The sequence below is a fragment of the Pseudomonas citronellolis genome, assembly GCF_001586155.1.
GTDB classification, from domain to species: domain Bacteria; phylum Pseudomonadota; class Gammaproteobacteria; order Pseudomonadales; family Pseudomonadaceae; genus Pseudomonas; species Pseudomonas citronellolis.
This window is the reverse complement of sequence record NZ_CP014158.1, coordinates 1840666-1861791: the sequence shown is the minus strand read 5'-3', so window position 1 is coordinate 1861791 and position 21126 is coordinate 1840666. Positions and strand designations below refer to the sequence as shown.

Genomic DNA, 21126 nt, shown 5'->3' with positions numbered 1-21126 from the left:
GGCGCGTGGTGTCGTTCGTTCGGGCGGTAGCTGGGTGGGCGCGGCTTTTCGTAGGAGCGAGCTTGCTCGCGAACAGTAGTTACCGGTGACGTAGGTGTTGGGTTCAAGAGCGCCCTCTCCCCAGCCCTCTCCCTGAAGGGAGAGGGGGCTGTTCTGAGCTGCTGGAGAGTTCGGAGTCATCCTGATACTCCTAATCCCACCCTGTCATTCCCGCGAACGCGGAAACCCAGTGACTGCGGGGTTCGCGAGCAAGCTCGCTCCTACGAAAAGCAAAAGCAAAAGCGCGTTTGCTCTTGGGATTTCCAGAGAAATATCCGAGCGCACCGGAACGCCCCTTCAGAAGGCCGAGCGAAACCCGCGCTCAGGAGGTCATGCGACATGGATGTCGCGAGAGCCCCGATGGGCTACAGGGACGTACCCTCGGGGCGGGCCTCCGTGGCGGGGGAATTCGCGAGGGTAGCCCGGCTTCATCGGGCCCGTATGCGGGGCAAGCCTTTTTGGTTACTTTTTGCGGGGGTGGCCTTCCACCGACTGACAAAAGTGACTCGCCCGAGGGGGCGAAACAAAAAATCTCCGCAGACTCGGTGCGGCGCGCTACACCGAGCAAGAAGGCAGCTGGGTTCCCGCGTTCGCGCACTGCTGTCCGGCACGCCTCATGCTATTAACAGCTGCCCCTGACGCAGGTTGATCTCGCGTATTCGCTCCTGCCGTCGTCGGTAACGTTCGGCCTCCAGGCCTGGGCGCTGAAACAGCGTTGCCTGTACCTCCACCATCAGCATCCACAGGCTTTGCCGCGTTCCCGTCCTGCGTTGGTAAAGGTTCAGCAGCAAGTAGCTGATCAGCGCACAGAGAATCTGGATGCGCACGGCATTCTCGCTACGGCCCAGGAAACGCCTGACCTTCAGGTGTTGCTTGATCCATTTGAAAAACAGCTCGATCCGCCAGCGATCCCGATAGCGCTCGGCGATTTCTGCCGCCGGGCTGCTCAGGTCGTTGGTCGCCAGGCTCAGAGGCGGCTCATCGCCTGGGCGGTTCACCAGGATCCGCCGCAGGGGCTGGGTGTAGTGATTACGCCGTCGGCCACCTGGGTTGCGGTTGGAGAAGCTCACCTCTTCGTCTCGCAGGATCGTTTCCCGGTCTTGCTGGGGAACCTCGCGCTGGGCCAGGACCTTGAGCCGCACATTGGACTTGAATCGTGTGACGAAGCGGGCCTTCTGGGCATCCAGGCTCGCCCACCAGTTGAAGTCGTAATAGCCCTTGTCGAATACGTAGGTGGCCTGTGGCTCGATACCCAGCGTCCGGCCTTCGTCGATGTCGTTGACGTTGGCTGCGCTGAAGCTGCAATGCACCGGTGCTGCCGCCTGCTCGGCATACAGCACATGGACTTTCAGCCCCTGGGAGCGGGTTCGATTGGACAGCGTCCATTCGTCGAAGCCAGGGCCCTTGAGGGTGATCGTGGTGGAGTCCAGCAGGTACAGCAGTTCCTTCCCGTCACGGCGTAACTGCCGGCAGACGCCCGCCATCAGGTAGTGCGCAACCTGGGCGAAGACCTCGGTATTACGGCGTTCGTTGGCATCGGCCAGGGTGGAACGCCGGATCGGGCCCGTCCCCAGGTGATAGTGCTGATGGGGATGGCTGTTGAAGCTGGTTTCAAGCGCCCGCAGGCTGCTCACGCCGGCCAGTTGGGCATACACCATGGCGACCAGGTGATCCCAGCTGCCAAAGCGCTTGCTGTGCTTGTCGGCGCCGTGTTCGGCGACCAGTCGATCGAAGACGCCGCGAGGCAGCGCTTTTAGTACATCGTGAAAACGGCTTATCCTGAACATCTTGCGGGGGCTGTGAGGTTGAGTTGGCGCTCAACGGTTTAACCCGTGCCTTCAGCCCCCGCAAGCCCTCCAGACGCCCCCTCGAAAATATTCCGGACAGTAGTGCGCGTTCGCGGGAATGACGAGGGTGAGGATTGGAGCGCGGGATAAAGGTTCGCGAGCAAGCTCGCTCCTACAGGAGGAGCATGTCCCGCTGGAATGAAAAACGCCGTTTCCCCCTGCTGGAAGAAACGGCGTTTTCAGATGAACGACAAGAGGCTTACTTGAGGCTCTTCAGGTCCCGCTGGGCCAGTTGGGCGGCGGAGCTGCCCGGGTACTGGGCGACCACCTGCTGGAGAATGCCGCGGGCCTTGTCGTTGTTGCCCAGGCGGCGCTCCACGTCGGCCAGCTTGTACAGCGAGTCCGGCACCTTGGGGCTGCTCGGGTAGGCCTGGCTGACCTTGGCGAAGGCCTGGCCGGCGCCCTGCAGGTCGCCCTTGGCCAGGTTCACCTCGCCCAGCCAGTACTGCGCGTTGCCGGCGTACTGGCTGCTGGGGTACTTGCGCAGGAAGGCGCCGAAGGCCTGGCTGGCCTTGTCGAAGTCCTTGGCCTTGATCAGGTCGAAAGCCGCGTCGTAGTAGAGCTTCTCTTTCGCCGGATCGCCCGGCTCGCTGCTCGCGGGCTGGGCCTGTTGCTGCTGGGCGGCAGCGGCGCCGGCCGCTGCGCCCGCACCGGCGGCGCTGCCGTCGGTGGAGGGGTTCTGGGCTGCCGGAGCGGAGGAAAGGCGGCGGTCGAGGTCCTGATAACGCTCGAGGCTTTCCTGCTTCAGCTGCTGGATCTGATTCTGCTGCTCTTCGAGGGTGCCGCGCAGGCGGGCAATCTCGTCCTGCATCTGCTGCAGTTGCAGGAACAGCTGGGCTTGCCCGGAGACGGGAGCGGCCGAAGCCGCCCCGCCACCGGCATAAGCACCATCAGCACCTGCGGTGCCGTACCCCGCGGGCGGCGCGCTGGCGTAGCCGCCATCGTTACCATCCACCACCGGAACCGCGGCCGCCGCCATCAGCGGCAGGCCGCAGACCATCAAGGTCAGGAGTCGCAGGCGCATAGGGTCTTACTTCTTCAGCTCAACGCGACGGTTCTGAGCCCAGGACTGTTCGTCGTGGCCGGTGGCAACCGGACGCTCTTTACCGTAGGAAACCAGTTCCAGCTGAGCCGGGGACACGCCCTGCAGTACCAGGTAGCGCTGAACGGCCTTGGCGCGACGCTCACCCAGAGCCATGTTGTACTCGCGGGTGCCGCGTTCGTCGGTGTGGCCTTCCAGGACGACGTGCTGGCCGCTGCCTTTCAGGTCTTTGGCGTGTACGTCCAGAGCGCGCATGGCTTCCGGCTTCAGGTCGGAGCTGTCGTACTCGAAGTAGAAGGTGGTGATCGCACGCAGAGCGGCTTCGTCGCTCAGGCTGCCGTCAACGGCACCGCTGTTGGCGCCGTAGCCAGCGTTCGGGTCAACGCCGCCATTGGCGCCTTCACCAGTAGCATCGCCTTTCTTGGACGAGCAACCTACGGCTACGGCCATGGCGAGGGCGATAACGGCAAATTTGCCGAATTTCAGCATTTCCATCATGTAACTCCTAATGAACCCCAGTGTATAAGTTTGGAACAGTTGGCAACCGTCAGTTCAGGTAAGGGGACCAGGATGGCTCGCGCACGTCGCCCTGAGCGGTGGGTAGCGGTAACCGAACACGTCCGTTGATGCTGGCGAGCATCAACACGCCCCGGTCCTGCTGGCGGGTGGCGTATATTAGCATCGTGCCATTTGGCGCAACAGTGGGCGAATCGTTCAGCGTGGTGTTCGAAAGCACCCGCAGATTGCCGCGTTGCAGGTCCTGGGCGGCGATCTGGAAGTTGGTGAAACCTTCCTGGCGGTGGACCATCACCAGGGTCTTCTCGTCGGCCGAAAGTTTCGGGTTGGCGTTGTAGTTGCCGGTGAAGGTCACGCGGTCGGTGGCGCCGCTGTTGACGTTCATCTTGTAGATCTGCGGCTTGCCGCCACGGTCCGAGGTGAAGTACAGGGTCGAGCCGTCCTTGCCCCAGAAGGGTTCGGTGTCGATGGCCGCGTTGTTGGTCAGGCGGCGCAGCTGGCGCGAGCCCAGGTCCATCAGGTAGATCTCCGGGTTGCCGTCGCGCGACAGCACCAGGGCCAGACGGTTGCCGTCCGGGGAGAACGCCGGGGCGCCGTTGAGGCCTTCGAAGTTGGTCAGCTGCTCGCGGCGGCCGGTATCCACGTACTGCATGAAGATGCGCGGGCGCTTCTGCTCGAAGGACACGTAGGCGATGCGCCGGCCGTCGGGCGAGAAGCGCGGCGAGAGGATCGGCTCGCGCGACTGCAGCAGGGTCACCGGGCGGGCGCCGTCGTAGTCGGCGCGCTGCAGGGTGAAGCGGGTGTTGTCGGCGGAGAAGCGCTCGGCGGTCACGTAGAGCAGCTTGGTGGAGAAGGCGCCCTTGATGCCGGTGAGCTTCTCGAACGACTGGTCGGCGATGAAGTGCGACATGTCGCGCAGCTGCTCGACGCTGCCGCCGACGCTGCCGGTGACGATCTGCTGCTGGGTGGCGACGTTGAACAGGCCGTACTGCACCTGCAGGCGGCCGCCGGCCGGGGTGATGTTGCCGATCAGCACGTATTGCGCGCCCAGGGCCTGCCAGTCGCGGTAGATCACCTCGCTGGCCTGGGCCGGCAGGCTGATCATGTTCTGCCGCGGGATCGGCTCGAAGTAGCCGGAGTTGCGCAGGTCGTTGCCGATGATGTTGGCCATGTCGTCGGGCAGGACGTTGCCGCCCTGCCAGCCGAAGGGCACCACGGCGATCGGCACGGCGCGATCGGCGCCGCTGGTCACCAGAATGTTCTTCTCATCTGCCATCGCCACGCCTGCCACGCAGAGCAGGGCGACGAGCAATCCTCTGAAAATCTTGATCACAGCGTGAGGTCCTCAGGCGTGAAGGTCATCTTGAAGGAACGGTAGGGATTGAAGTCCTTGGGACTCAGGCCCTGCATTTCAGTAATGCGACCGACGTTCCTCACGGCGTTCACCGCGGAACTGTCGAACGCCTTGTCGCCGCTGGAGCGGACGACGGTCGCATTGGTGATGGTGCCATCGGGCAGCATATTGATCTGCACGGTAACACTCATGCCGTTACGGGCCGATGGCGGACGCGACCAGCCCTCGGATACCCGGGAGCGGATCAGGTCGTCGAAGTTGCCTGCCACCTCGTTGCCCTGTTCGTCGGCCAGGGCCTGCTGCCGCTGCGTGTCGTCGGACAGCAGTTCGGCCAGGGCCTGGGCCTTCTTGTCTTCCTGAGCCTTCTTCGCCGCAGCCTGGGCAGCAGCCTTCTTCTTCGCGGCGTCGGCGGCCGCCTTCTTCTTGGCGTCCTCCGCGGCGGCGAGTTTCTTGGCCTGCTCCGCAGCTTTCTTCTTGGCCTCTTCGGCGGCCTTCTTCTTGGCCTCCTCCGCGGCTTGTTTCTTGGCTTCTTCCTCGGCTTGCTTCTTGGCCTCTTCCTCGGCCTTCTTCTTGGCGATGTCGGCCTGCTGCTTCTGCGCCGCAGCCTTGGCCTCGGCCGCCTTCTTGGCGGCGTCCGCGGCCTTCTTCGCCTCGGCGGCCTTGGCTGCTTCCGCAGCTTTCTCGGCCTCCGAAGCCTTTCGAGCCTCATCGGCTTTCTTTTGTTCCGCAGCTTTCGCTTCGGCTATGGCTTGCTGCTCGACCTTCTTTTGCTCCAGCTGTTCCTGCTCGTACTGCTTGGCAGAGGTCTTCTTCGCCTCCCCGGCGATCTTCTGGTTGGTCTGCTGCGTGGCCTGGCTCTTGGACTTGAGCTGGTAGAGCGTAGCCTGGACGATCGGACGCGCAGGCGGCAACTCGGGCGTCATGGCCCAGCTGACGAAGAGCATCGCGAAAATCAGGACGTGCAGCGCTACCGCCAGTACGACCGGCCAGAAGTAGCTTTCCGATGGAGAGCGTTCGAGTTGGTGCATATCAGCTTCCGGGCGCCTCGGTGATCAGCCCGACGTTACCCACACCGGCCTTCTGCAACCCGCCCATGACAGCCATGACGGAGCCGTAGTCGACAGCCTTGTCGCCACGCACGAAGACCTGCACTTTCTTACCCTGACGGCTGTTCTCGGCCATGATGCCGGTGGCTGCGCTCACCAGTTGGTCGAGATTGATCGCGGTCTGACTGCCCTTGCCCTGGTCGGGATCGACTTCCGAACCCATGTTCCAGTAGTAGGTCTTGTCGGCCTTGATCGATATGGTCAGCACCCGCGAATCGTTGTCCTGCGGGAGCACTTCGCTGGAAACCTTGGGCAGGTCGACCTTGACCCCCTGGTTCAGCATCGGTGCGGTCACCATGAAAATGACCAGCAGTACCAGCATCACGTCGATGTATGGCACCACGTTCATTTCCGCGACCGGCTTGCGTTTATGACGGACCCTTGCCATGTCGGCTTACCTCTCTGGTCAATCGTCGCTGGCGTGGACTTTGCGGTGCAGGATGGCCTGGAACTCGTCGGCGAAGGTGTAGTAGCGGCCGATCAGCATTTCCGAACGCGCGGCGAAGCGGTTATAGGCGATGACCGCGGGGATCGCGGCGAACAGGCCGATGGCGGTGGCGACCAGGGCCTCGGCGATGCCGGGGGCGACGGTGGCCAGGGTGGCCTGCTGCACGGCGGCCAGGCCGCGGAAGGAGTTCATGATGCCCCAGACGGTGCCGAACAGGCCGATGTACGGGCTGGTGGAACCGACGGTGGCGAGGAACGGCAGGCTGGTTTCCAGCTTCTCTTCCTCACGGGAGATGGCCACGCGCATGGAACGGGCCACGCCTTCCATCACCGCGTCCGGGTCGACGCCGGGCTGCTGGCGCAGGCGCGAGAATTCCTTGAAGCCGGCACGGAAGATCTGCTCCACGCCCGAATCCGGGTCGGGGTTGCTGCCGGCCTGGCGGTACAGCTTGGACAGGTCGATGCCCGACCAGAAGCGTTCTTCGAAGCCATCCAGGGCTTTCTTGGCCGAGCGCATCATGTTGCTGCGCTGGAAGATCATGATCCAAGAAGTGACCGAGGCGGCCACCAGGGTGAGCATGACCAGCTGCACCACGATACTGGCGTTGCTGATCAGGCTCCACATGGAGGTATGGTCGACGACGTTCGGTTCCACGTTATTCTCCTGCTGAAAGGGTGTCCGGAGTGCCGGCAAATGCCGCACGCAACGCTTCGGGGATGGCACGGGGCTTCAGGTTGTCGGCCCGCACGCACGCCACCAGGAAGCAGCCCTCGCATAACAGGGCCGAATCCGACGCTCGACGAACCTGTTGGCGGAACCGCAGGCTCGCACGGTTCAACTCCTCGACCTCGGCGCTGACGATCAGCTCGTCGTCCAGACGGGCCGGCGCGTGGTAGCGCGCTTCGACCGAATGAACGACGAAAAGCAGGTTCTCACCTGCCAGCTGGGATTGGGCGAAGCCCAAAGCCCGCAGCCGCTCGGTGCGAGCCCGCTCCATGAACTTGAGGTAGTTGACGTAGTAGACGATGCCGCCTGCATCGGTGTCCTCGTAATAGACCCGGAATCGATGCTCGAACGGCTGACCCCCGTGTTGCGCGCGCATACTCTAGAACCAAGTTGGGGCTTTGCCAATCGGCAATCAGCCACAAATGCAATTAATTACCATCTTCAGGGGAGAAAAGATCCGGCATCGCCCCCTCGCCCATCCGCTTCGGCAACTTCAGGCCGAAATGCAGGTATGCATGCCGGGTGACCACCCGTCCCCGCGGCGTGCGCATGATATAGCCTTGCTGGATCAAATAGGGCTCCAGCACGTCCTCGATCGTATGTTTTTCTTCGCCGATGGCCGCGGCGATGTTGTCCAGCCCCACCGGCCCGCCGTCGAACTTGTCGATCATGGTCAGCAGTAGACGCCGGTCCTGGTGGTCGAAGCCACGTTCGTCGACGTCCAGCAGGTTCAGCGCCTTGTCCGCCACCTCGCTGCTGATCGCCCCGCTGGCGCGCACCTCGGCGAAATCGCGCACGCGGCGCAGCAGGCGGTTGGCGATGCGCGGCGTGCCACGGGCGCGGCGGGCGATCTCGAAGGCGCCGGCCGGGTCCATGTCCAGGCCGAGGATGCCGGCCGACCGGGCGACGATGGTCGCCAGGTCGTCGACGCTGTAGAACTCCAGGCGCTGGACGATGCCGAAGCGGTCGCGCAGCGGGTTGGTCAGCATGCCGGCGCGAGTGGTGGCGCCGACCAGGGTGAAGGGCGGCAGGTCGAGCTTGATGGAGCGCGCCGCCGGCCCTTCACCGATCATGATGTCGAGCTGGAAGTCTTCCATCGCCGGGTACAGCACCTCTTCGACGATGGGCGAGAGGCGGTGGATCTCGTCGACGAAGAGCACGTCGCCCGGCTCGAGATTCGTCAGCAGCGCGGCGAGATCGCCCGGGCGCTCCAGCACCGGGCCGGAAGTGCTCTTGATGGCCACGCCCATCTCCTGGGCGATGATGTTCGCCAGGGTGGTCTTGCCCAGGCCCGGCGGGCCGAAGATCAGCGTGTGGTCCAGGGCCTCCTTGCGGCCGCGGGCGGCGCTGATGAACAGCTCCATCTGCTCGCGCACGCTGGGCTGGCCGATATAGTCGGACAGGCTCAGCGGGCGGATGGCGCGGTCCAGCTGCTCCTCGCGCTCGCGAGGGCCGGCAGTGGCGGCCGAGATCAGGCGATCGGTCTCGATCATGCGCGGCTACCTAGACCATGCCCTTGAGCGAGCGGCGGATGAGTTCTTCGCTGGACAAATCTTTTTCCTCCACGGCGGCCACGGCGCGGCTCGCCTCCTGGGGCTTGAAGCCTAGCGCGATCAGCGCGCTGACGGCATCGGCCTCGGCGCTTGAGACTGTTGCGGCCAGTTTCGGTTCCGCCACCAGGGGGGCGATGGTCGGCATGTTCTCCCAGGCCTTGAAGCGGTCCTTGAGCTCCACCAGCAGGCGCTCGGCGGTCTTCTTGCCGACCCCGGGGATCTTCACCAGGGTGGAAGTATCCTGCGCCTGCACGCAACGCACCAGCTCATCCACTTCCAGGCCCGACATCAGGGCCAGGGCCAGCTTGGGGCCGACGCCGTTGAGGCGGATCAGCTCGCGGAACAGCTCGCGCTCGCGCTTTTCGGCGAAGCCGTAGAGCAGGTGGGCATCTTCGCGCACCACCAGGTGCGTGTGCAGGGTCACCGGTTCGCCGAGGGCGGGCAGGCGATAAAGGGTGGTCATCGGCACTTCCAGCTCGTAGCCGATGCCATTGACGTCGAGGATCAGGTGCGGCGGCTGCTTTTCCGCCAGGGTGCCACGCAGGCGTCCAATCACGGCTCAGGGTCCTTGCAGGTTGTCGGTCAAAGGCGCAGGCGCCCGCCGCGGCGGCGCGCGGTGGACAGGCCATGGGGCACCAGGCTCTGCCGGGTGTGGGCGTGGCACAGGGCGATGGCCAGGGCGTCGGAGGCGTCGATCTGCGGCTTCTGCGTCAGTTTCAGCAGGTGCATGACCATCATCTGGACCTGCAGCTTATCGGCCCCGCCAGTACCGGCGATGGCCTGCTTGACCTGGCTGGCGGTGTATTCGGCGATCTCCAGCCCCTCCTCCGCCGCCGCCACTATGGCCGCGCCGCGGGCCTGGCCGAGCTTGAGCGCGGAGTCGGCGTTGCGCGCCATGAACACCTGCTCGATGCCCATCATGGTCGGGTGGTAGGTCTGGATGACCTCGCGCACGCCGCGGAAGACGATCTGCAGGCGTTCGTGCAGGGCGCCGCTGCCGGTGCGGATGCAGCCGGAGGCGACGTATTCGCAGCCGCGGCCGGTGTCCCTCACCACGCCGAAGCCGGTGATGCGCGAGCCGGGGTCGATGCCTAGGATCAGGGTCATATGCCGGAAACCAAAAGCCGGAAGCCGGAGCGGTCGAATCCGACGGCTCCGGCTTCCGGCGCGAGGCCCATGTCGGGGATGGCGTCAGCCAAGCTGCGCCATCACCTCTTCGGGGATGTCCGCGTTGGAGTAGACGTTCTGTACGTCGTCCAGGTCCTCGAGCATGTCGATCAGCTTGAGTACCTTCTGCGCGGTCTCCAGGTCCAGGGTCGCGGTGGTCGAGGGGATCATCGAGATCTCCGCTTCCTCGCCCTTGAAGCCGGCGGCGGTCAGCGCCTCGTTCACCGCGATGAAGTCGGCGAAGCTGGTGAAGACGTCGATGGAACCGTCGTCATTGGTCACCACGTCGTCGGCGCCGGCCTCCAGGGCCGCTTCCATCAGGGCATCCTCGTCGACGCCGGGGGCGAAGCTGATCTGCCCCTTGCGGTCGAACATGTAGGCCACCGAGCCATCGGTGCCGAGGTTGCCGCCGCACTTGCTGAAGGCATGGCGCACTTCCGCCGCGGTGCGGTTGCGGTTGTCGGTCATGGCCTCGACGATGATCGCCACGCCGCTGGGCGCATAACCTTCGTAGGTCAGCTCCTCCATGTTGTCCGCGTCGTTCGAGCCGGCGCCACGGGCGATGGCGCGATCGATGGTGTCGCGGGTCATGTTGGCGGTCAGCGCCTTGTCCACGGCCAGGCGCAGACGCGGGTTGTCAGCCGGGTTGCCGCCGCCCTGCTTGGCGGCGACCGTCAGTTCGCGGATCAGCTTGGTGAAAATCTTCCCGCGCTTGGCGTCCTGACGCTCCTTGCGGTGCTTGATGTTGGCCCATTTGGAATGACCAGCCATAACTCACTCCGTCTAGCTTGTTGCGGTGGCGGCGCAGGCTGTGCGCCGCCGCGGTTCATCTGGAATTACTCGGCGGCCTTCTGCTGCTCGCGCAGGCGGATGTGCAGCTCGCGCAGGGCCTTGCCGTCCACGGTGCCCGGAGCCTGGGTCATGACGTCGCCGGCGCTCTGGGTTTTCGGGAAGGCGATCACTTCGCGGATCGACGCGGCGCCGGTCATCAGCATCACCAGGCGGTCCAGGCCGAAGGCCAGGCCACCGTGCGGCGGGGCACCGTACTTGAGGGCGTCGAGGAGGAAGCCGAACTTCTCTTCCTGCTCCGCATCGTCGATGCCCAGCACGCGGAACACCGCCTGCTGCATGGACTTGTCGTGGATACGGATGGAACCGCCGCCCAGCTCGGTGCCGTTGAGCACCATGTCGTAGGCGCGGGACAACGCGGCGGCCGGGTTGGCCTCCAGCTCTTGCGGGCTGCACTTGGGCGAGGTGAACGGGTGGTGCAGCGAAGTCAGGCTGCCGTCGTCGTTCTCTTCGAACATCGGGAAGTCCACGACCCACATCGGCGCCCACTCCTTGGTGAGCAGCTTGAGGTCATGGCCGACCTTGATGCGCAGGGCGCCCAGGGCGTCGCAGACGACCTTGGCCTTGTCGGCGCCGAAGAACACGATGTCGCCATCGACCGCACCGACGCGATCGAGGATCACGTTCAGGTTCGGCTCGGCGATGTTCTTGACGATCGGCGACTGCAGGCCTTCCACGCCCTTGGCGCGTTCGTTGACCTTGATGTAGGCCAGGCCCTTGGCGCCGTAGATGCCGACGAACTTGGTGTAGTCGTCGATCTGCTTGCGCGGCATGCTCGCCCCGCCCGGAACGCGCAGGGCGGCGACGCGGCCCTTGGGATCGTTGGCCGGGCCGGAGAAGACCTTGAACTCGACTTCCTTCAGCTGGTCGGCGACGTCGACCAGTTCCAGCGGGATGCGCAGGTCCGGCTTGTCCGAGCCGTAGCGGCGCATGGCTTCCTCGAAGGGCATGTGCGGGAATTCGTCGAACTCCACGTCCAGCACTTCCTTGAACAGCTGGCGCACCATCTTCTCGGTGATGGCGATGATGTCGCTCTCGTCGAGGAAGCTGGTCTCGATGTCGATCTGGGTGAATTCCGGCTGGCGGTCGGCGCGCAGGTCCTCGTCGCGGAAGCACTTGGCGATCTGGTAGTAGCGGTCGAAGCCGGCGACCATCAGCAGCTGCTTGAACAGCTGCGGCGACTGCGGCAGGGCGAAGAAGTGGCCCGGGTAGGTGCGGCTGGGCACCAGGTAGTCGCGCGCGCCCTCGGGGGTCGGGCGGCCGAGGATCGGCGTCTCGACGTCGAGGAAGCCGTTGTCGTCCAGGTAGCGGCGGATGCTACTGGTGATGCGCGCGCGCAGCTTCAGCTTGGCGGCCATTTCCGGGCGGCGCAGGTCGATGAAGCGGTAGCGCAGGCGGGTTTCCTCGCCCACATCGGAATATTCGTCCAGCGGGAACGGCGGAGTCTCAGCCTGGTTCAGCACGTCCAGTTCGTAGCCCAGCACCTCGATGGCGCCGGAGGCCATGTTGGCGTTGCGCGCGCCTTCCGGACGCATGCGCACCTTGCCGGTGACCTTGACCACGTACTCGCTGCGCACGCGGTCGGCCTTGGCGAAGGTCTCGGCGCGATCCGGGTCGAACACCACCTGGGCCAGGCCTTCGCGGTCACGGATGTCGAGGAAGATCACCCCGCCGTGGTCGCGGCGGCGGTGCACCCAACCGCAAAGCGTGACTTCCTGGCCGTCCAGGCTCTCGTTCAATTGGCCGCAATAGTGGCTGCGCATCATGGTGTGTTTCGCTTCTCGCAAGTCTTGGATTCGAGGGAACCGCTCATTCGCCGGCGGCACAGGCGCCCGAGCCGCAGCCCGTGGCGGGGCAGGCGGACTCGGCGGACGCCAGGTTCTTCTTCGCGCCGGTCTTGAAGTCGGTTTCGTACCAGCCGCCGCCGCTCAGGCGGAAGCCGGGGGCGGAGACCATCTTCTTCAATTCCGGGGCCTGGCAGGCCGGGCAATCGACCAGCGGCGCATCGCTGAGCTTCCGCATGGCTTCCAGCTGATGGCCGCAGGAACGGCATTGGTATTCGTAAATCGGCATCGGGACACCTTGGCTGCTACATGGCCGCGGGCCCGCATCCCGCGGCAAAGGCGCGGATTATAGCCTGAAAAAACCATGACTTGCAGCCGCCCTCCAGCGGCCCCCGCGGCGGGCAGTCGATAGAAATCCACTATCGAAAGCTTTGATTCAAACCAAAAGGATCCTACCCACCCCCGTGCTAGCCTGACCAGGAATTTTCACCAAGAGGAAGACGCCATGGAAATCGACATCGGCATCGCCGAACAGGACCGCGCCGCCATCGCCGAGGGGCTCTCGCGCCTGCTGGCCGATACCTACACCCTCTACCTGAAGACCCACAACTTCCACTGGAACGTCACCGGGCCGATGTTCAATACCCTGCACCTGATGTTCGAGGGGCAGTACACCGAGCTGGCCCTGGCGGTGGACAGCATCGCCGAGCGCATCCGCGCCCTCGGGTTCCCGGCGCCGGGCACCTACGCTGCCTACGCCCGCCTCTCCTCTATAAAGGAAGAGCAGGACGTGCCGGACGCCCAGGAAATGATCCGCCTGCTGGTCCAGGGCCAGGAAGCCGTGGTGCGCACCGCGCGCAGCATCTTCCCGCTGGCCGACAAGGCGGCCGACGAGCCCACCGCCGACCTGCTGACGCAACGCATGCAGGTCCACGAGAAGACCGCCTGGATGCTGCGCAGCCTGCTCGCCCACTGACACCACCCCGCCGGGCCCGGCATCATGCCGGGCCCCCTCTGCTCGCCCAGGCGCTAAGCGGTTGATTTGAGAAGGCTATCGGTTTGCTGTTAAATACCGCCCGTGCGCCTCGCGCATAGGCCGCCGGCATCTTTCAGGTCATTTTCATCGCTGCGAACCAGACCGCACGACCGGCTGCTTCTCTTTACGCTTATCGCTCAAGGTGAATCCATAACCATGCTGAAAATCGTCCACCTGCTGACGGGCGTTGCCGCCCTCGTGTTGTCCTTCGCACCCTCGCTGCGCACCGATGCCATCCCCTACCTGCAGAACCCCGACGCCGTCTACCTGGCCCTGCTCGGCCTGACCGCCCTGCTGCTCACTCCCGCCAGCCAGCGGGTACAACAGCTGCAGAGCCTGGTATCGGCGCTGATCGCCCTGGCCGTGGTCCTGCAGATTCTCATCCTGCTGGCGCCGCTGCCGTCCATCGGCGACCAGCCGGCCATCGTCCTGCCCCTGCTGATCCTGGCCGTCGCCGTGACCCTGCAACTCGCCGGCCGACTGCAGAAGCGCCCCAGCGCAAGCACAGCGCCCGAAGCCCCGATCAGCGACGAGAACCGCGAGACCGGCACCGTGAAGTGGTTCAACACTTCCAAGGGCTTCGGCTTCATCTCCCGCGACACCGGCGAGGACATCTTCGTGCACTTCCGCGCCATCCGTGGCGAAGGGCACCGTATCCTCATCGAAGGCCAGCGCGTGGAGTTCTCCGTGGTGCAACGCGACAAGGGCCTGCAGGCGGAGGATGTGATCGCCGCCCTGCCCGGCCGCCGCTGAGGCCCGTGCCGAAGCGCCGATCGGCGCAATGCCGGTTGCTTGAGACAGATGCCGTTTCCCCCATGGGGAAACGGCATTTTTCATTTTTGGCTCAAGAGCGCCCTCTCCCAACCCCCGGCTGCGCGCCCTGCCTGGAAGGGAGAGCGGGCTGTTCGTGCCACCTGAGCGTCCGGCGTGGCCGGTGAATCCAATCGCGGACAAGTCCGCTCCTACGCCCGCGCTTCCCTGTAACCGTAGGAGCAACTGTCTTGCAAGCCGCGCCGGGGTGCTCTTCGTAGGATGGGTTGAGCTTGCGAAACCCATGCGGTCATGGCGATGGGTATCGCTTCGCTCAACACCATCCTACGGGTCTTGTGCTTGCCGGAGGGTGTAGGAGCGGACCCTGTCCGCGATTCGGCGGATAACGCCGTAGGCGTTATGCGCCCTACGGATTTCCAGAGAAACCTCCGCGCACGCCGAAACGCCCCTTCAGAAGGCCGAGCGAAACCCGCGCTCGCGGAAATGACGAGGGCAGGAGGATGGCGCCAAACCAAGAAGCCGCTCAGAACAACCCCCTCTCCCTTCGGGAGAGGGGGCTCTTAAACGCCACCGGCAGACACCAGCCCCGTAAACGACGCTGCCTCTGCCACCATCACTCAATAATGCGGCGGCGGCACATCATCCTCGGCAATACCGACCTGCCCCTGCAGGTCTTCCAGGCGCTTGAGCAGCACCTGCATCTGCAGGCGCAGGCGCTCGATCAGCCGCTCCTGCTCATAGACCACGTCGCTCAGCGTCTGCAGAGCGTCATCCTGGAACGCCAGCCGGCTCTCCAGATCGGTTACCCGTTCCTCCAGGCTCATGGCATTCACTCCTCGAAACGAAAGGCGTCGCCCAGGGCCATGCGCAGCTTGCCGCGCACCGCCAGCAACTCTTCGGGCGTGTAAGGGCGCGCCGGATGCCGGCCCCAGACGGGGCCCGGCCAGGCCGCGTCGTCGCGGCGCCGCACGATGACGTGCATGTGCAACTGGCTAACCACGTTGCCCAGGTTGGCGACATTCATCTTGTCGGCCTTGAAAGTGTCCTTGAGCACTTCCGCCAGATGGGTCGCCTCGCGCCACAGCTCCTGCTGCTCGTCCGGCGCCAGTTGGAAGATCTCGCTGACATCGTCGCGGCGCGGCACGAGGATGAGCCAGGGATATTGCGCATCGTTCATCAGCAGCAGGCGGCTCAGGGGAAAGTCGCCCAGCGCGATGGTGTCCTGCTGCAGGCGGGAATCCAAGACGAACATCTGACTTCTCCTGTTCGACCAGTCTTGAAATAGAAGCTTAGCCCCCTCGGGGGAGCGCTGGGCGCGCAGGATACTAGAGGCAGGCGGGGAACGGCAGCCGTCCCGCGGCGGCACGGCACCCTATTCGTGCACTGCGCCAAATCGGGGCACTTTCCGACAACAGGGAAGCAGGGGCATCTGCTGCCTACGGAAAGGAACCTGGCAGGAAAACCCCGGCTTCTCGAACGAACCTGCAACCCCGGGCGAGCACCAAGGGAGTAAGGCAAGCCGCAAATATTCTCGCAACATCTTGAAATCTGCGCGCCAACGGCATACACCGTGCAGCATCCGGGACGATGGCGAAACCTTCGAGGGGACGAATCGGGTTTTGAGCACGGATGTTGCTAGATGCTCGCCACCGGGAAGAACAAACAAAAGCGCGGATCGCAACTGAGCAAAAAACAACCAGAAGATACGCGACATCACCAAGGGGAAATAAAAGAAACGAGTGTCAAGTGGTCGCGTAACCAGATTCTCAAGATGAGACCTACTTGGAAGCGACACTTGTCATACATGTTTGCGACAGTGCCATAAAGAAACCGTTTGAAGTTTCCGGCAACTATCGCCAAGACAACACGCGTGCTATAAGTTAGCGCCGACAAGAAGAACGAGCCGTCACCGCGGCACATAGTGATGGCAAATAATTTCAAAACCAAAGGAGCAATCACGATGAAAGTGATGAAGTGGAGCGCCATTGCCCTGGCGATTTCTGCAGCCACCTCGCAACTGGCCATGGCCGAAGCCTTCGTCAGCGACCAAGCGGAATCCAAAGGCTTTGTCGAAGACAGCAGCCTGAACTTCCTGGTTCGCAACTACTACTTCAACCGCAACAAGAAAGATGGCGCCGCTGACGCCCGTGACTGGACCCAAGGTTTCTGGGCCAACTACAACTCCGGCTTCACTCAGGGTACTGTCGGTTTCGGCGTTGACGCCTTCGGCTACCTGGGCCTGAAACTGGATGGCGGCAGCGGTTATGGCGCCACCGGCAACCTGCCGGTCCACGACGACGGCGACAAGGCCGACGACTACGGCAAAGCCGGTGCAGCCGTCAAAGTCCGCGTATCCAAGACCGAGCTGAAATTCGGCGACATGCAGCCCACCGCACCGGTATTCGCCGTTGGCGGTACCCGCCTGCTGCCGCAGACCGCTACCGGCTTCAGCCTGATGAGCAGCGAGATCGCAGGTCTGGACGTCGAGGCAGGTCACTACTATTCCGGCACTGGCCAGACCACCACCAACCGCGATGGTGACATCTGGGCCACCTATGCCGGCATCGACGCCAGCTCCGCCGATTTCGTCGGCGGCAAGTACGCCTTCAACGACAACTTCAGCGCATCGCTGTACGGCGCCAAGCTGGAAGACATCTGGAAGCAGTACTACGTCAACCTGAACTACACCCTGCCGATCGCCGACTCCCAGTCCCTGGGCTTCGACTTCAACTACTACAACACCAAGGATGAAGGCAGCGCGAAAGCTGGCGACATCAGCAACAACACCTTCTCCCTGGCCGCCGCCTACACCCTGAGTGCCCACACCTTCACCCTGGCCTTCCAGAAGGTGAACGGCAACACTCCGTTCGACTACATCGGTATCGGTGACAACAACGAAGCGGCGGACTCGATCTTCCTCGCCAACTCCGTCCAATACTCCGACTTCAACGGCCCGGGCGAAAAATCCTGGCAGGCTCGTTACGACCTGAACATGGCCGAGTACGGCGTACCTGGCCTGACCTTCATGGCTCGCTACATCAACGGTAAGGACATCGACGGCACCAAGATCGATCCGACCAGCGCCTACGCTGCCTACGGCTACGGCGAAGATGGCAAGCACCACGAAACCAACGTGGAAGCCAAATACGTCGTCCAGAGCGGCCCGGCGAAGGACCTGTCCTTCCGCATCCGCCAAGCCTGGCACCGCGCCAACTCCGACCAGGCCGAAGGCGATATCGACGAGTTCCGCCTGATCGTCGACTACCCGCTGTCCGTTCTGTAACCGGAACGACCGCAGGTCAAGGAAAGCCCGGCCCCGCGCCGGGCTTTTCCTTTTCCGCGTTCCGCGGCATCCGGCTCCCCCGGCCGCGCCCTGTACGGCGCCAGGCACGCACCGTACAATGCCCGCCTACCTCTGTCTCGCAATCGAATAACGGCCAACCATGCGTACCAGTCAGTACCTGCTGTCCACCCTGAAAGAAACCCCTGCCGATGCCGTGGTGATCAGCCACCAGTTGCTGCTGCGCGCCGGCATGATCCGCAAGCTGGCCTCGGGTCTCTACACCTGGCTGCCGATGGGCCTGCGGGTGCTGCGCAAGGCCGAGACCATCGTCCGCGAAGAAATGAACGCCGCCGGCGCCCTGGAAGTGCTGATGCCGGCCGTGCAGCCCGCCGAGCTGTGGCAGGAGTCCGGCCGCTGGCAGCAGTACGGCCCCGAGCTGCTGCGCCTTAAGGACCGCCACGACCGCGAGTTCTGCGTCGGCCCAACCCATGAAGAGGTCATCACCGACCTGGCGCGCAACGAGCTGTCCAGCTACAAGCAGCTGCCGATCAACTTCTACCAGATCCAGACCAAGTTCCGTGACGAGATCCGTCCGCGCTTCGGCCTGATGCGCGGCCGTGAGTTCATCATGAAGGACGCCTACTCCTTCCACATGAACCAGGAATCGCTGCAGCAGACCTACGACGGCATGTACACGGCCTACTGCAAGATCTTCACCCGCCTGGGCCTGGATTTCCGTCCCGTGCAGGCCGACAACGGCTCCATCGGCGGCAGCGGCTCCCACGAATTCCACGTGCTGGCCAACTCCGGCGAGGACGACATCGTCTTCAGCGACAGCTCCGACTACGCCGCCAACATCGAGAAGGCCGAGGCCGTACCGCGTGAAACCGCGCGCGGCGCCGCCACCGAGGAACTGCGCCTGGTCGATACCCCGGACACCAAGACCATCGCCGACCTGGTGGAGAAGTTCGGCCTGCCCATCGAGAAGACCATCAAGACCCTGGTGGTGCGCGGCGCCGAGGAAGGCAAGCTGGTCGCCCTGGTGGTCCGCGGCGACCATGAGCTGAACGAGATCAAGGCCGCCAACCAGCCCCTGGTCGCCAGCCCCCTGCAGATGGCCAGCGAAGCCGAGATCAAGGCCGCCATCGGCGCTGCCCCCGGCTCCCTCGGCCCGCTGAACCTGCCGCTACCCTGCATCGTCGACCGCTCGGTGGCCCTGATGAGCGACTTCGCCATCGGCGCCAACCTCGACGACAAGCACTACTTCGGCGTGAACTGGGAACGCGACCTGCCGCTGCCGGAAGTCGCCGACCTGCGCAACGTCGTCGCCGGCGACCCCAGCCCCGACGGCAAGGGCACCCTGGTGATCCGCCGCGGCATCGAGGTCGGCCACATCTTCCAGCTCGGCACCAAGTACAGCGAGGCGATGGGCCTTTCCGTGCTCAGCGAGCAGGGCAAGCCGGTCACCCTAATCATGGGCTGCTACGGCATCGGCGTATCCCGCGTGGTCGCCGCCGCCATCGAGCAGAACAACGACGAGCGCGGCATCCTCTGGCCGGCCGCCCTGGCGCCCTTCCAGGTCGCCATCGTGCCGCTGAAGTACGAGACCGAAAGCGTGCGCGAGGCCACCGACAAACTCTACGCCGAGCTGACCGCCGCCGGCTACGAAGTGCTGCTGGACGACCGCGACAAGAAGACCAGCCCCGGCGTGAAGTTCGCCGACATGGAGCTGATCGGCATCCCGCACCGCATCGTGGTCAGCGACCGCGGCCTGGGCGAAGGCACCCTGGAGTACAAGGGCCGTCGCGACAGCGAGTCGCAGAACGTCGCCGTGGCCGACGTGATGAGCTTCCTCAAGGCGAAGATCGGCAACTGAGCAGCGCGATGTCCCGAAGCACCACCGGCCTCAAGGTTGCCGCCCTGTGCGGCAGCCTTGTCTTGAGCGGCTGCGCCAACCAGATGTCGCAGCGCAGCGAACACGAGGAGCGCGTCGAGCGCAAGCTGCTCGACCACAGCCTGCAGATCGACGTCGGCGAGCCCGGCGTCCTGCAGCTGCCGCAGCGCCGCGTCCGCGTGCAGGAGCAGAAGACCTTCGAAGTCACCACCTTCGAGGTCACCCGCCGCTACGACCGCTACACGCCCTACCAGGGCTGGCGCGAGTTCTACGAAGTGCCGCTGGGCGCGCTGACCTTCGTCGCCGGCATCGGCGCCAACGTGGTCAACGTGTTCGCCCTGGGCAACCTGCCGGAAAGCGTCACCCGCGGCTGGATCAGCTACGGCATCGACGGCATGAACCCGTTCATGAACGTGCAATCCAACGGCCGCGCCGAGCAGAACCTGGCCAACATCGACGAACAGCGGCGCAACAGGCACACCGAGTACTCCAGCCTGCCCTGGGCCGAGCGCCCGGTGCAGGTGAGCGTCGGCAAGGAGACCCAGGAACTGCTGACCGACCGTCACGGCATCCTGCGCCTGAACCTGCTGGACAGCCCCTTCAGCGACGACGCCGTGTACCGCGCCGGCCGCCTGCAGCTGAGCGTGCGCGATGCCCAGGACAGCGCCCACGCCGAGGCCAGCCTGCTGGTCAGCCCGACGCTGCGGGGCAAGCTGCACGAAGCTCATGCGCTGATCTACGACGACCTTGAAGGCGAGGACGTGCAGCACTGGGTGCACCGCGTCAAGCGCCTGTCCGACCTCGGCCTGGAAGAGGAAGCCAGCGAGCTGGAGCAGAGCCTGATCGAGCTGACGCGCAACGATCCGGAGCTGCAGAAGGAATTTCTCCAGCGCCTGCTGAGCGACGCCGGCCGCCTGGCCGCGGACCCCGGCGCCAGCAACTGAGCCCGGGCCGCCGCCGGGGCTCAGCGCCGCACGATGAAGCCGGTGATGCCCTGGACCGGCATGTCCTGCAACGCCACGTCCGTCACCTGGGCCTTCTCCGGGCCCTGGTGCAGCCACTCGCGCAGCGCGTGGACGGCGCTCTCCTCCCCTTCCATCAGCACCTCGACCCGCCCATCGGGCAGGTTGCGCACCCAGCCGTCGATACCCAGCCGGTCGGCCTGCTCCTGGGTGCCCTGGCGATAGTAGACGCCCTGCACGCGTCCACTGACGAAGCCGTGCATGCAGATTCTCGCCATCAGCGTTTCTCCCCTTGCAGGGCCAGCAGGCGAGCCTGTACGCCGCTGGCCGTCTGTTCGCCCAGCATGCGCTCGCGCACCTGGCCCTTGGCGTCGACGATGTAGGTCACCGGCAACGCCTCGCTGCGCGGCAGCTTGAAGCGCGGCGCCGGGTCGTCGGCCAGCACCGTGTAGCGGATCCCCAGGTCTTGCGCGGCCTTGCTCAGCTCGGCGTCGCGCAGGCCATCGTAGTTGACCCCCAGCACCCGCACGCCCTTGTCCCGGCTGTCCTCCGCCAGGCGGTTGAGCTCGGGCACTTCCTTGCGGCAAGGCACGCACCAGTCGGCCCAGTAATTGATGACTAGCCACTGGCCATCTAGGCTTGCTGTAGGTACCTTCTTTCCATGCTGATCGACGCCGTAATCCGCCGAGCAGCCGGCCAGGATCAGGCCGGCCAACAGTCCACTGACAAAACGGAGCCGTACTCCCATG

Annotated in this window: 23 protein-coding genes and 1 pseudogene; 6 read left to right on the top strand and 18 right to left on the bottom strand. The window is 64.5% G+C overall.

From position 1 onward, the window contains the following. Window positions 1-653: 653 nt before the first annotated feature. From PcP3B5_RS08485 to PcP3B5_RS08420, 14 genes are all read right to left on the bottom strand, one after another. Window positions 654-1826 (bottom strand): IS4 family transposase, encoded by a 1173-nt coding sequence (locus tag PcP3B5_RS08485; RefSeq protein ID WP_061560270.1) that lies wholly within the window; start codon window positions 1824-1826, stop codon window positions 654-656. A 259-nt stretch (window positions 1827-2085) separates the two neighbouring features. Beyond that, a complete protein-coding gene (ybgF, locus tag PcP3B5_RS08480) occupies window positions 2086-2910 on the bottom strand; it encodes a tol-pal system protein YbgF (RefSeq protein ID WP_009616944.1) in 825 nt (274 codons plus the stop codon). Window positions 2911-2916: 6 nt separating this feature from the next. After that, a complete protein-coding gene (gene pal, locus PcP3B5_RS08475; RefSeq protein ID WP_009616943.1) occupies window positions 2917-3423 on the bottom strand; it encodes a peptidoglycan-associated lipoprotein Pal in 507 nt (168 codons plus the stop codon). 52 nt (window positions 3424-3475) lie between these two features. After that, window positions 3476-4720 carry a Tol-Pal system beta propeller repeat protein TolB gene (tolB, locus tag PcP3B5_RS08470; protein WP_218585322.1) on the bottom strand — a complete coding sequence of 415 codons (1245 nt, stop codon included), beginning with the start codon at window positions 4718-4720 and terminating at the stop codon, window positions 3476-3478. Between the two features lie 53 nt (window positions 4721-4773). Continuing rightward, a complete protein-coding gene (tolA, locus tag PcP3B5_RS08465; protein WP_009616941.1) occupies window positions 4774-5826 on the bottom strand; it encodes a cell envelope integrity protein TolA in 1053 nt (350 codons plus the stop codon). A 1-nt stretch (window position 5827) separates the two neighbouring features. Continuing rightward, a complete protein-coding gene (gene tolR / locus PcP3B5_RS08460) occupies window positions 5828-6292 on the bottom strand; it encodes a protein TolR (RefSeq protein WP_009616940.1) in 465 nt (154 codons plus the stop codon). 18 nt (window positions 6293-6310) lie between these two features. After that, window positions 6311-7006: a protein TolQ gene (gene tolQ / locus PcP3B5_RS08455; protein ID WP_009616939.1), complete on the bottom strand. Its 696-nt coding sequence runs from the start codon at window positions 7004-7006 to the stop codon at window positions 6311-6313. 1 nt (window position 7007) lies between these two features. Next, entirely contained in the window at window positions 7008-7454 is a 447-nt protein-coding gene (ybgC, locus tag PcP3B5_RS08450; protein WP_061561012.1) for a tol-pal system-associated acyl-CoA thioesterase, read from the bottom strand. A 52-nt stretch (window positions 7455-7506) separates the two neighbouring features. After that, the gene (gene ruvB, locus PcP3B5_RS08445) at window positions 7507-8571 is read right to left on the bottom strand and encodes a Holliday junction branch migration DNA helicase RuvB (RefSeq protein ID WP_009616937.1); all 1065 of its coding nucleotides are present in this window, start codon (window positions 8569-8571) and stop codon (window positions 7507-7509) included. Between the two features lie 10 nt (window positions 8572-8581). Further along, window positions 8582-9187, bottom strand: coding sequence for a Holliday junction branch migration protein RuvA (gene ruvA / locus PcP3B5_RS08440; RefSeq protein WP_009616936.1), 606 nt, complete (start codon window positions 9185-9187; stop codon window positions 8582-8584). Between the two features lie 26 nt (window positions 9188-9213). Beyond that, entirely contained in the window at window positions 9214-9738 is a 525-nt protein-coding gene (ruvC, locus tag PcP3B5_RS08435) for a crossover junction endodeoxyribonuclease RuvC (protein WP_061561011.1), read from the bottom strand. Between the two features lie 84 nt (window positions 9739-9822). Beyond that, the gene (locus tag PcP3B5_RS08430) at window positions 9823-10569 is read right to left on the bottom strand and encodes a YebC/PmpR family DNA-binding transcriptional regulator (RefSeq protein ID WP_009616929.1); all 747 of its coding nucleotides are present in this window, start codon (window positions 10567-10569) and stop codon (window positions 9823-9825) included. Window positions 10570-10634: 65 nt separating this feature from the next. Then, window positions 10635-12413 (bottom strand): aspartate--tRNA ligase, encoded by a 1779-nt coding sequence (gene aspS, locus PcP3B5_RS08425; RefSeq protein ID WP_061561010.1) that lies wholly within the window; start codon window positions 12411-12413, stop codon window positions 10635-10637. Between the two features lie 43 nt (window positions 12414-12456). After that, window positions 12457-12720: an FmdB family zinc ribbon protein gene (locus PcP3B5_RS08420; protein WP_043267539.1), complete on the bottom strand. Its 264-nt coding sequence runs from the start codon at window positions 12718-12720 to the stop codon at window positions 12457-12459. A 216-nt stretch (window positions 12721-12936) separates the two neighbouring features. Between PcP3B5_RS08420 and PcP3B5_RS08415 the strand changes: the two genes are divergently transcribed. From PcP3B5_RS08415 to PcP3B5_RS31325, 3 genes and pseudogenes are all read left to right on the top strand, one after another. Continuing rightward, entirely contained in the window at window positions 12937-13407 is a 471-nt protein-coding gene (locus tag PcP3B5_RS08415; RefSeq protein WP_009616923.1) for a Dps family protein, read from the top strand. A gap of 216 nt (window positions 13408-13623) precedes the next feature. Then, a pseudogene (locus PcP3B5_RS32425) lies at window positions 13624-13881 on the top strand (cold shock domain-containing protein membrane protein); the annotation flags it as partial. 108 nt (window positions 13882-13989) lie between these two features. After that, a complete protein-coding gene (locus PcP3B5_RS31325) occupies window positions 13990-14220 on the top strand; it encodes a cold-shock protein (protein ID WP_134163507.1) in 231 nt (76 codons plus the stop codon). Window positions 14221-14855: 635 nt separating this feature from the next. Here the strand turns inward: PcP3B5_RS31325 and PcP3B5_RS08405 are convergent. Continuing rightward, complete coding sequence (locus PcP3B5_RS08405; RefSeq protein WP_009616920.1) at window positions 14856-15062, bottom strand: SlyX family protein; 207 nt, start codon at window positions 15060-15062, stop codon at window positions 14856-14858. Window positions 15063-15067: 5 nt separating this feature from the next. Then, window positions 15068-15490: an HIT family protein gene (locus PcP3B5_RS08400; RefSeq protein ID WP_009616918.1), complete on the bottom strand. Its 423-nt coding sequence runs from the start codon at window positions 15488-15490 to the stop codon at window positions 15068-15070. A gap of 708 nt (window positions 15491-16198) precedes the next feature. On the opposite strand from PcP3B5_RS08400, the gene PcP3B5_RS08395 reads away from it, so the two are divergent. The 3 genes from PcP3B5_RS08395 (at window position 16199) to PcP3B5_RS08385 (ending at window position 20359) form a co-directional block, all read left to right on the top strand. Further along, complete coding sequence (locus PcP3B5_RS08395; RefSeq protein ID WP_009616916.1) at window positions 16199-17521, top strand: OprD family porin; 1323 nt, start codon at window positions 16199-16201, stop codon at window positions 17519-17521. A gap of 160 nt (window positions 17522-17681) precedes the next feature. After that, a complete protein-coding gene (locus tag PcP3B5_RS08390; RefSeq protein ID WP_061561008.1) occupies window positions 17682-19397 on the top strand; it encodes a proline--tRNA ligase in 1716 nt (571 codons plus the stop codon). A gap of 8 nt (window positions 19398-19405) precedes the next feature. After that, complete coding sequence (locus tag PcP3B5_RS08385) at window positions 19406-20359, top strand: hypothetical protein (protein ID WP_061561007.1); 954 nt, start codon at window positions 19406-19408, stop codon at window positions 20357-20359. 20 nt (window positions 20360-20379) lie between these two features. Here PcP3B5_RS08385 and PcP3B5_RS08380 read toward each other — a convergent pair whose 3' ends face one another. Beyond that, a complete protein-coding gene (locus PcP3B5_RS08380) occupies window positions 20380-20655 on the bottom strand; it encodes an acylphosphatase (protein WP_061561006.1) in 276 nt (91 codons plus the stop codon). Next, entirely contained in the window at window positions 20655-21125 is a 471-nt protein-coding gene (locus tag PcP3B5_RS08375; protein ID WP_058072040.1) for a TlpA disulfide reductase family protein, read from the bottom strand. Before PcP3B5_RS08375 ends, PcP3B5_RS08380 begins: the two co-directional genes overlap by 1 nt. Window position 21126 lies beyond the last annotated feature (1 nt).

What these genes read in the sequence shown, in the direction of transcription:
- tolA (WP_009616941.1), bottom strand. Translation starts at nt 5,826, where the DNA reads ATGCACCAACTCGAACGCTCTCCATCGGAAAGCTACTTCTGGCCGGTC.
- PcP3B5_RS08395 (WP_009616916.1), top strand. Translation starts at nt 16,199, where the DNA reads ATGAAAGTGATGAAGTGGAGCGCCATTGCCCTGGCGATTTCTGCAGCC.
- PcP3B5_RS08385 (WP_061561007.1), top strand. Translation starts at nt 19,406, where the DNA reads ATGTCCCGAAGCACCACCGGCCTCAAGGTTGCCGCCCTGTGCGGCAGC.
- PcP3B5_RS08485 (WP_061560270.1), bottom strand. Translation starts at nt 1,826, where the DNA reads ATGTTCAGGATAAGCCGTTTTCACGATGTACTAAAAGCGCTGCCTCGC.
- tolB (WP_218585322.1), bottom strand. Translation starts at nt 4,720, where the DNA reads ATGGCAGATGAGAAGAACATTCTGGTGACCAGCGGCGCCGATCGCGCC.
- PcP3B5_RS08375 (WP_058072040.1), bottom strand. Translation starts at nt 21,125, where the DNA reads ATGGGAGTACGGCTCCGTTTTGTCAGTGGACTGTTGGCCGGCCTGATC.
- PcP3B5_RS08415 (WP_009616923.1), top strand. Translation starts at nt 12,937, where the DNA reads ATGGAAATCGACATCGGCATCGCCGAACAGGACCGCGCCGCCATCGCC.
- ruvB (WP_009616937.1), bottom strand. Translation starts at nt 8,571, where the DNA reads ATGATCGAGACCGATCGCCTGATCTCGGCCGCCACTGCCGGCCCTCGC.
- ybgF (WP_009616944.1), bottom strand. Translation starts at nt 2,910, where the DNA reads ATGCGCCTGCGACTCCTGACCTTGATGGTCTGCGGCCTGCCGCTGATG.
- PcP3B5_RS08430 (WP_009616929.1), bottom strand. Translation starts at nt 10,569, where the DNA reads ATGGCTGGTCATTCCAAATGGGCCAACATCAAGCACCGCAAGGAGCGT.
- PcP3B5_RS08420 (WP_043267539.1), bottom strand. Translation starts at nt 12,720, where the DNA reads ATGCCGATTTACGAATACCAATGCCGTTCCTGCGGCCATCAGCTGGAA.
- aspS (WP_061561010.1), bottom strand. Translation starts at nt 12,413, where the DNA reads ATGATGCGCAGCCACTATTGCGGCCAATTGAACGAGAGCCTGGACGGC.
- pal (WP_009616943.1), bottom strand. Translation starts at nt 3,423, where the DNA reads ATGGAAATGCTGAAATTCGGCAAATTTGCCGTTATCGCCCTCGCCATG.
- PcP3B5_RS08400 (WP_009616918.1), bottom strand. Translation starts at nt 15,490, where the DNA reads ATGTTCGTCTTGGATTCCCGCCTGCAGCAGGACACCATCGCGCTGGGC.
- ruvC (WP_061561011.1), bottom strand. Translation starts at nt 9,738, where the DNA reads ATGACCCTGATCCTAGGCATCGACCCCGGCTCGCGCATCACCGGCTTC.
- PcP3B5_RS08405 (WP_009616920.1), bottom strand. Translation starts at nt 15,062, where the DNA reads ATGAGCCTGGAGGAACGGGTAACCGATCTGGAGAGCCGGCTGGCGTTC.
- tolR (WP_009616940.1), bottom strand. Translation starts at nt 6,292, where the DNA reads ATGGCAAGGGTCCGTCATAAACGCAAGCCGGTCGCGGAAATGAACGTG.
- ybgC (WP_061561012.1), bottom strand. Translation starts at nt 7,454, where the DNA reads ATGCGCGCGCAACACGGGGGTCAGCCGTTCGAGCATCGATTCCGGGTC.
- PcP3B5_RS08390 (WP_061561008.1), top strand. Translation starts at nt 17,682, where the DNA reads ATGCGTACCAGTCAGTACCTGCTGTCCACCCTGAAAGAAACCCCTGCC.
- PcP3B5_RS08380 (WP_061561006.1), bottom strand. Translation starts at nt 20,655, where the DNA reads ATGGCGAGAATCTGCATGCACGGCTTCGTCAGTGGACGCGTGCAGGGC.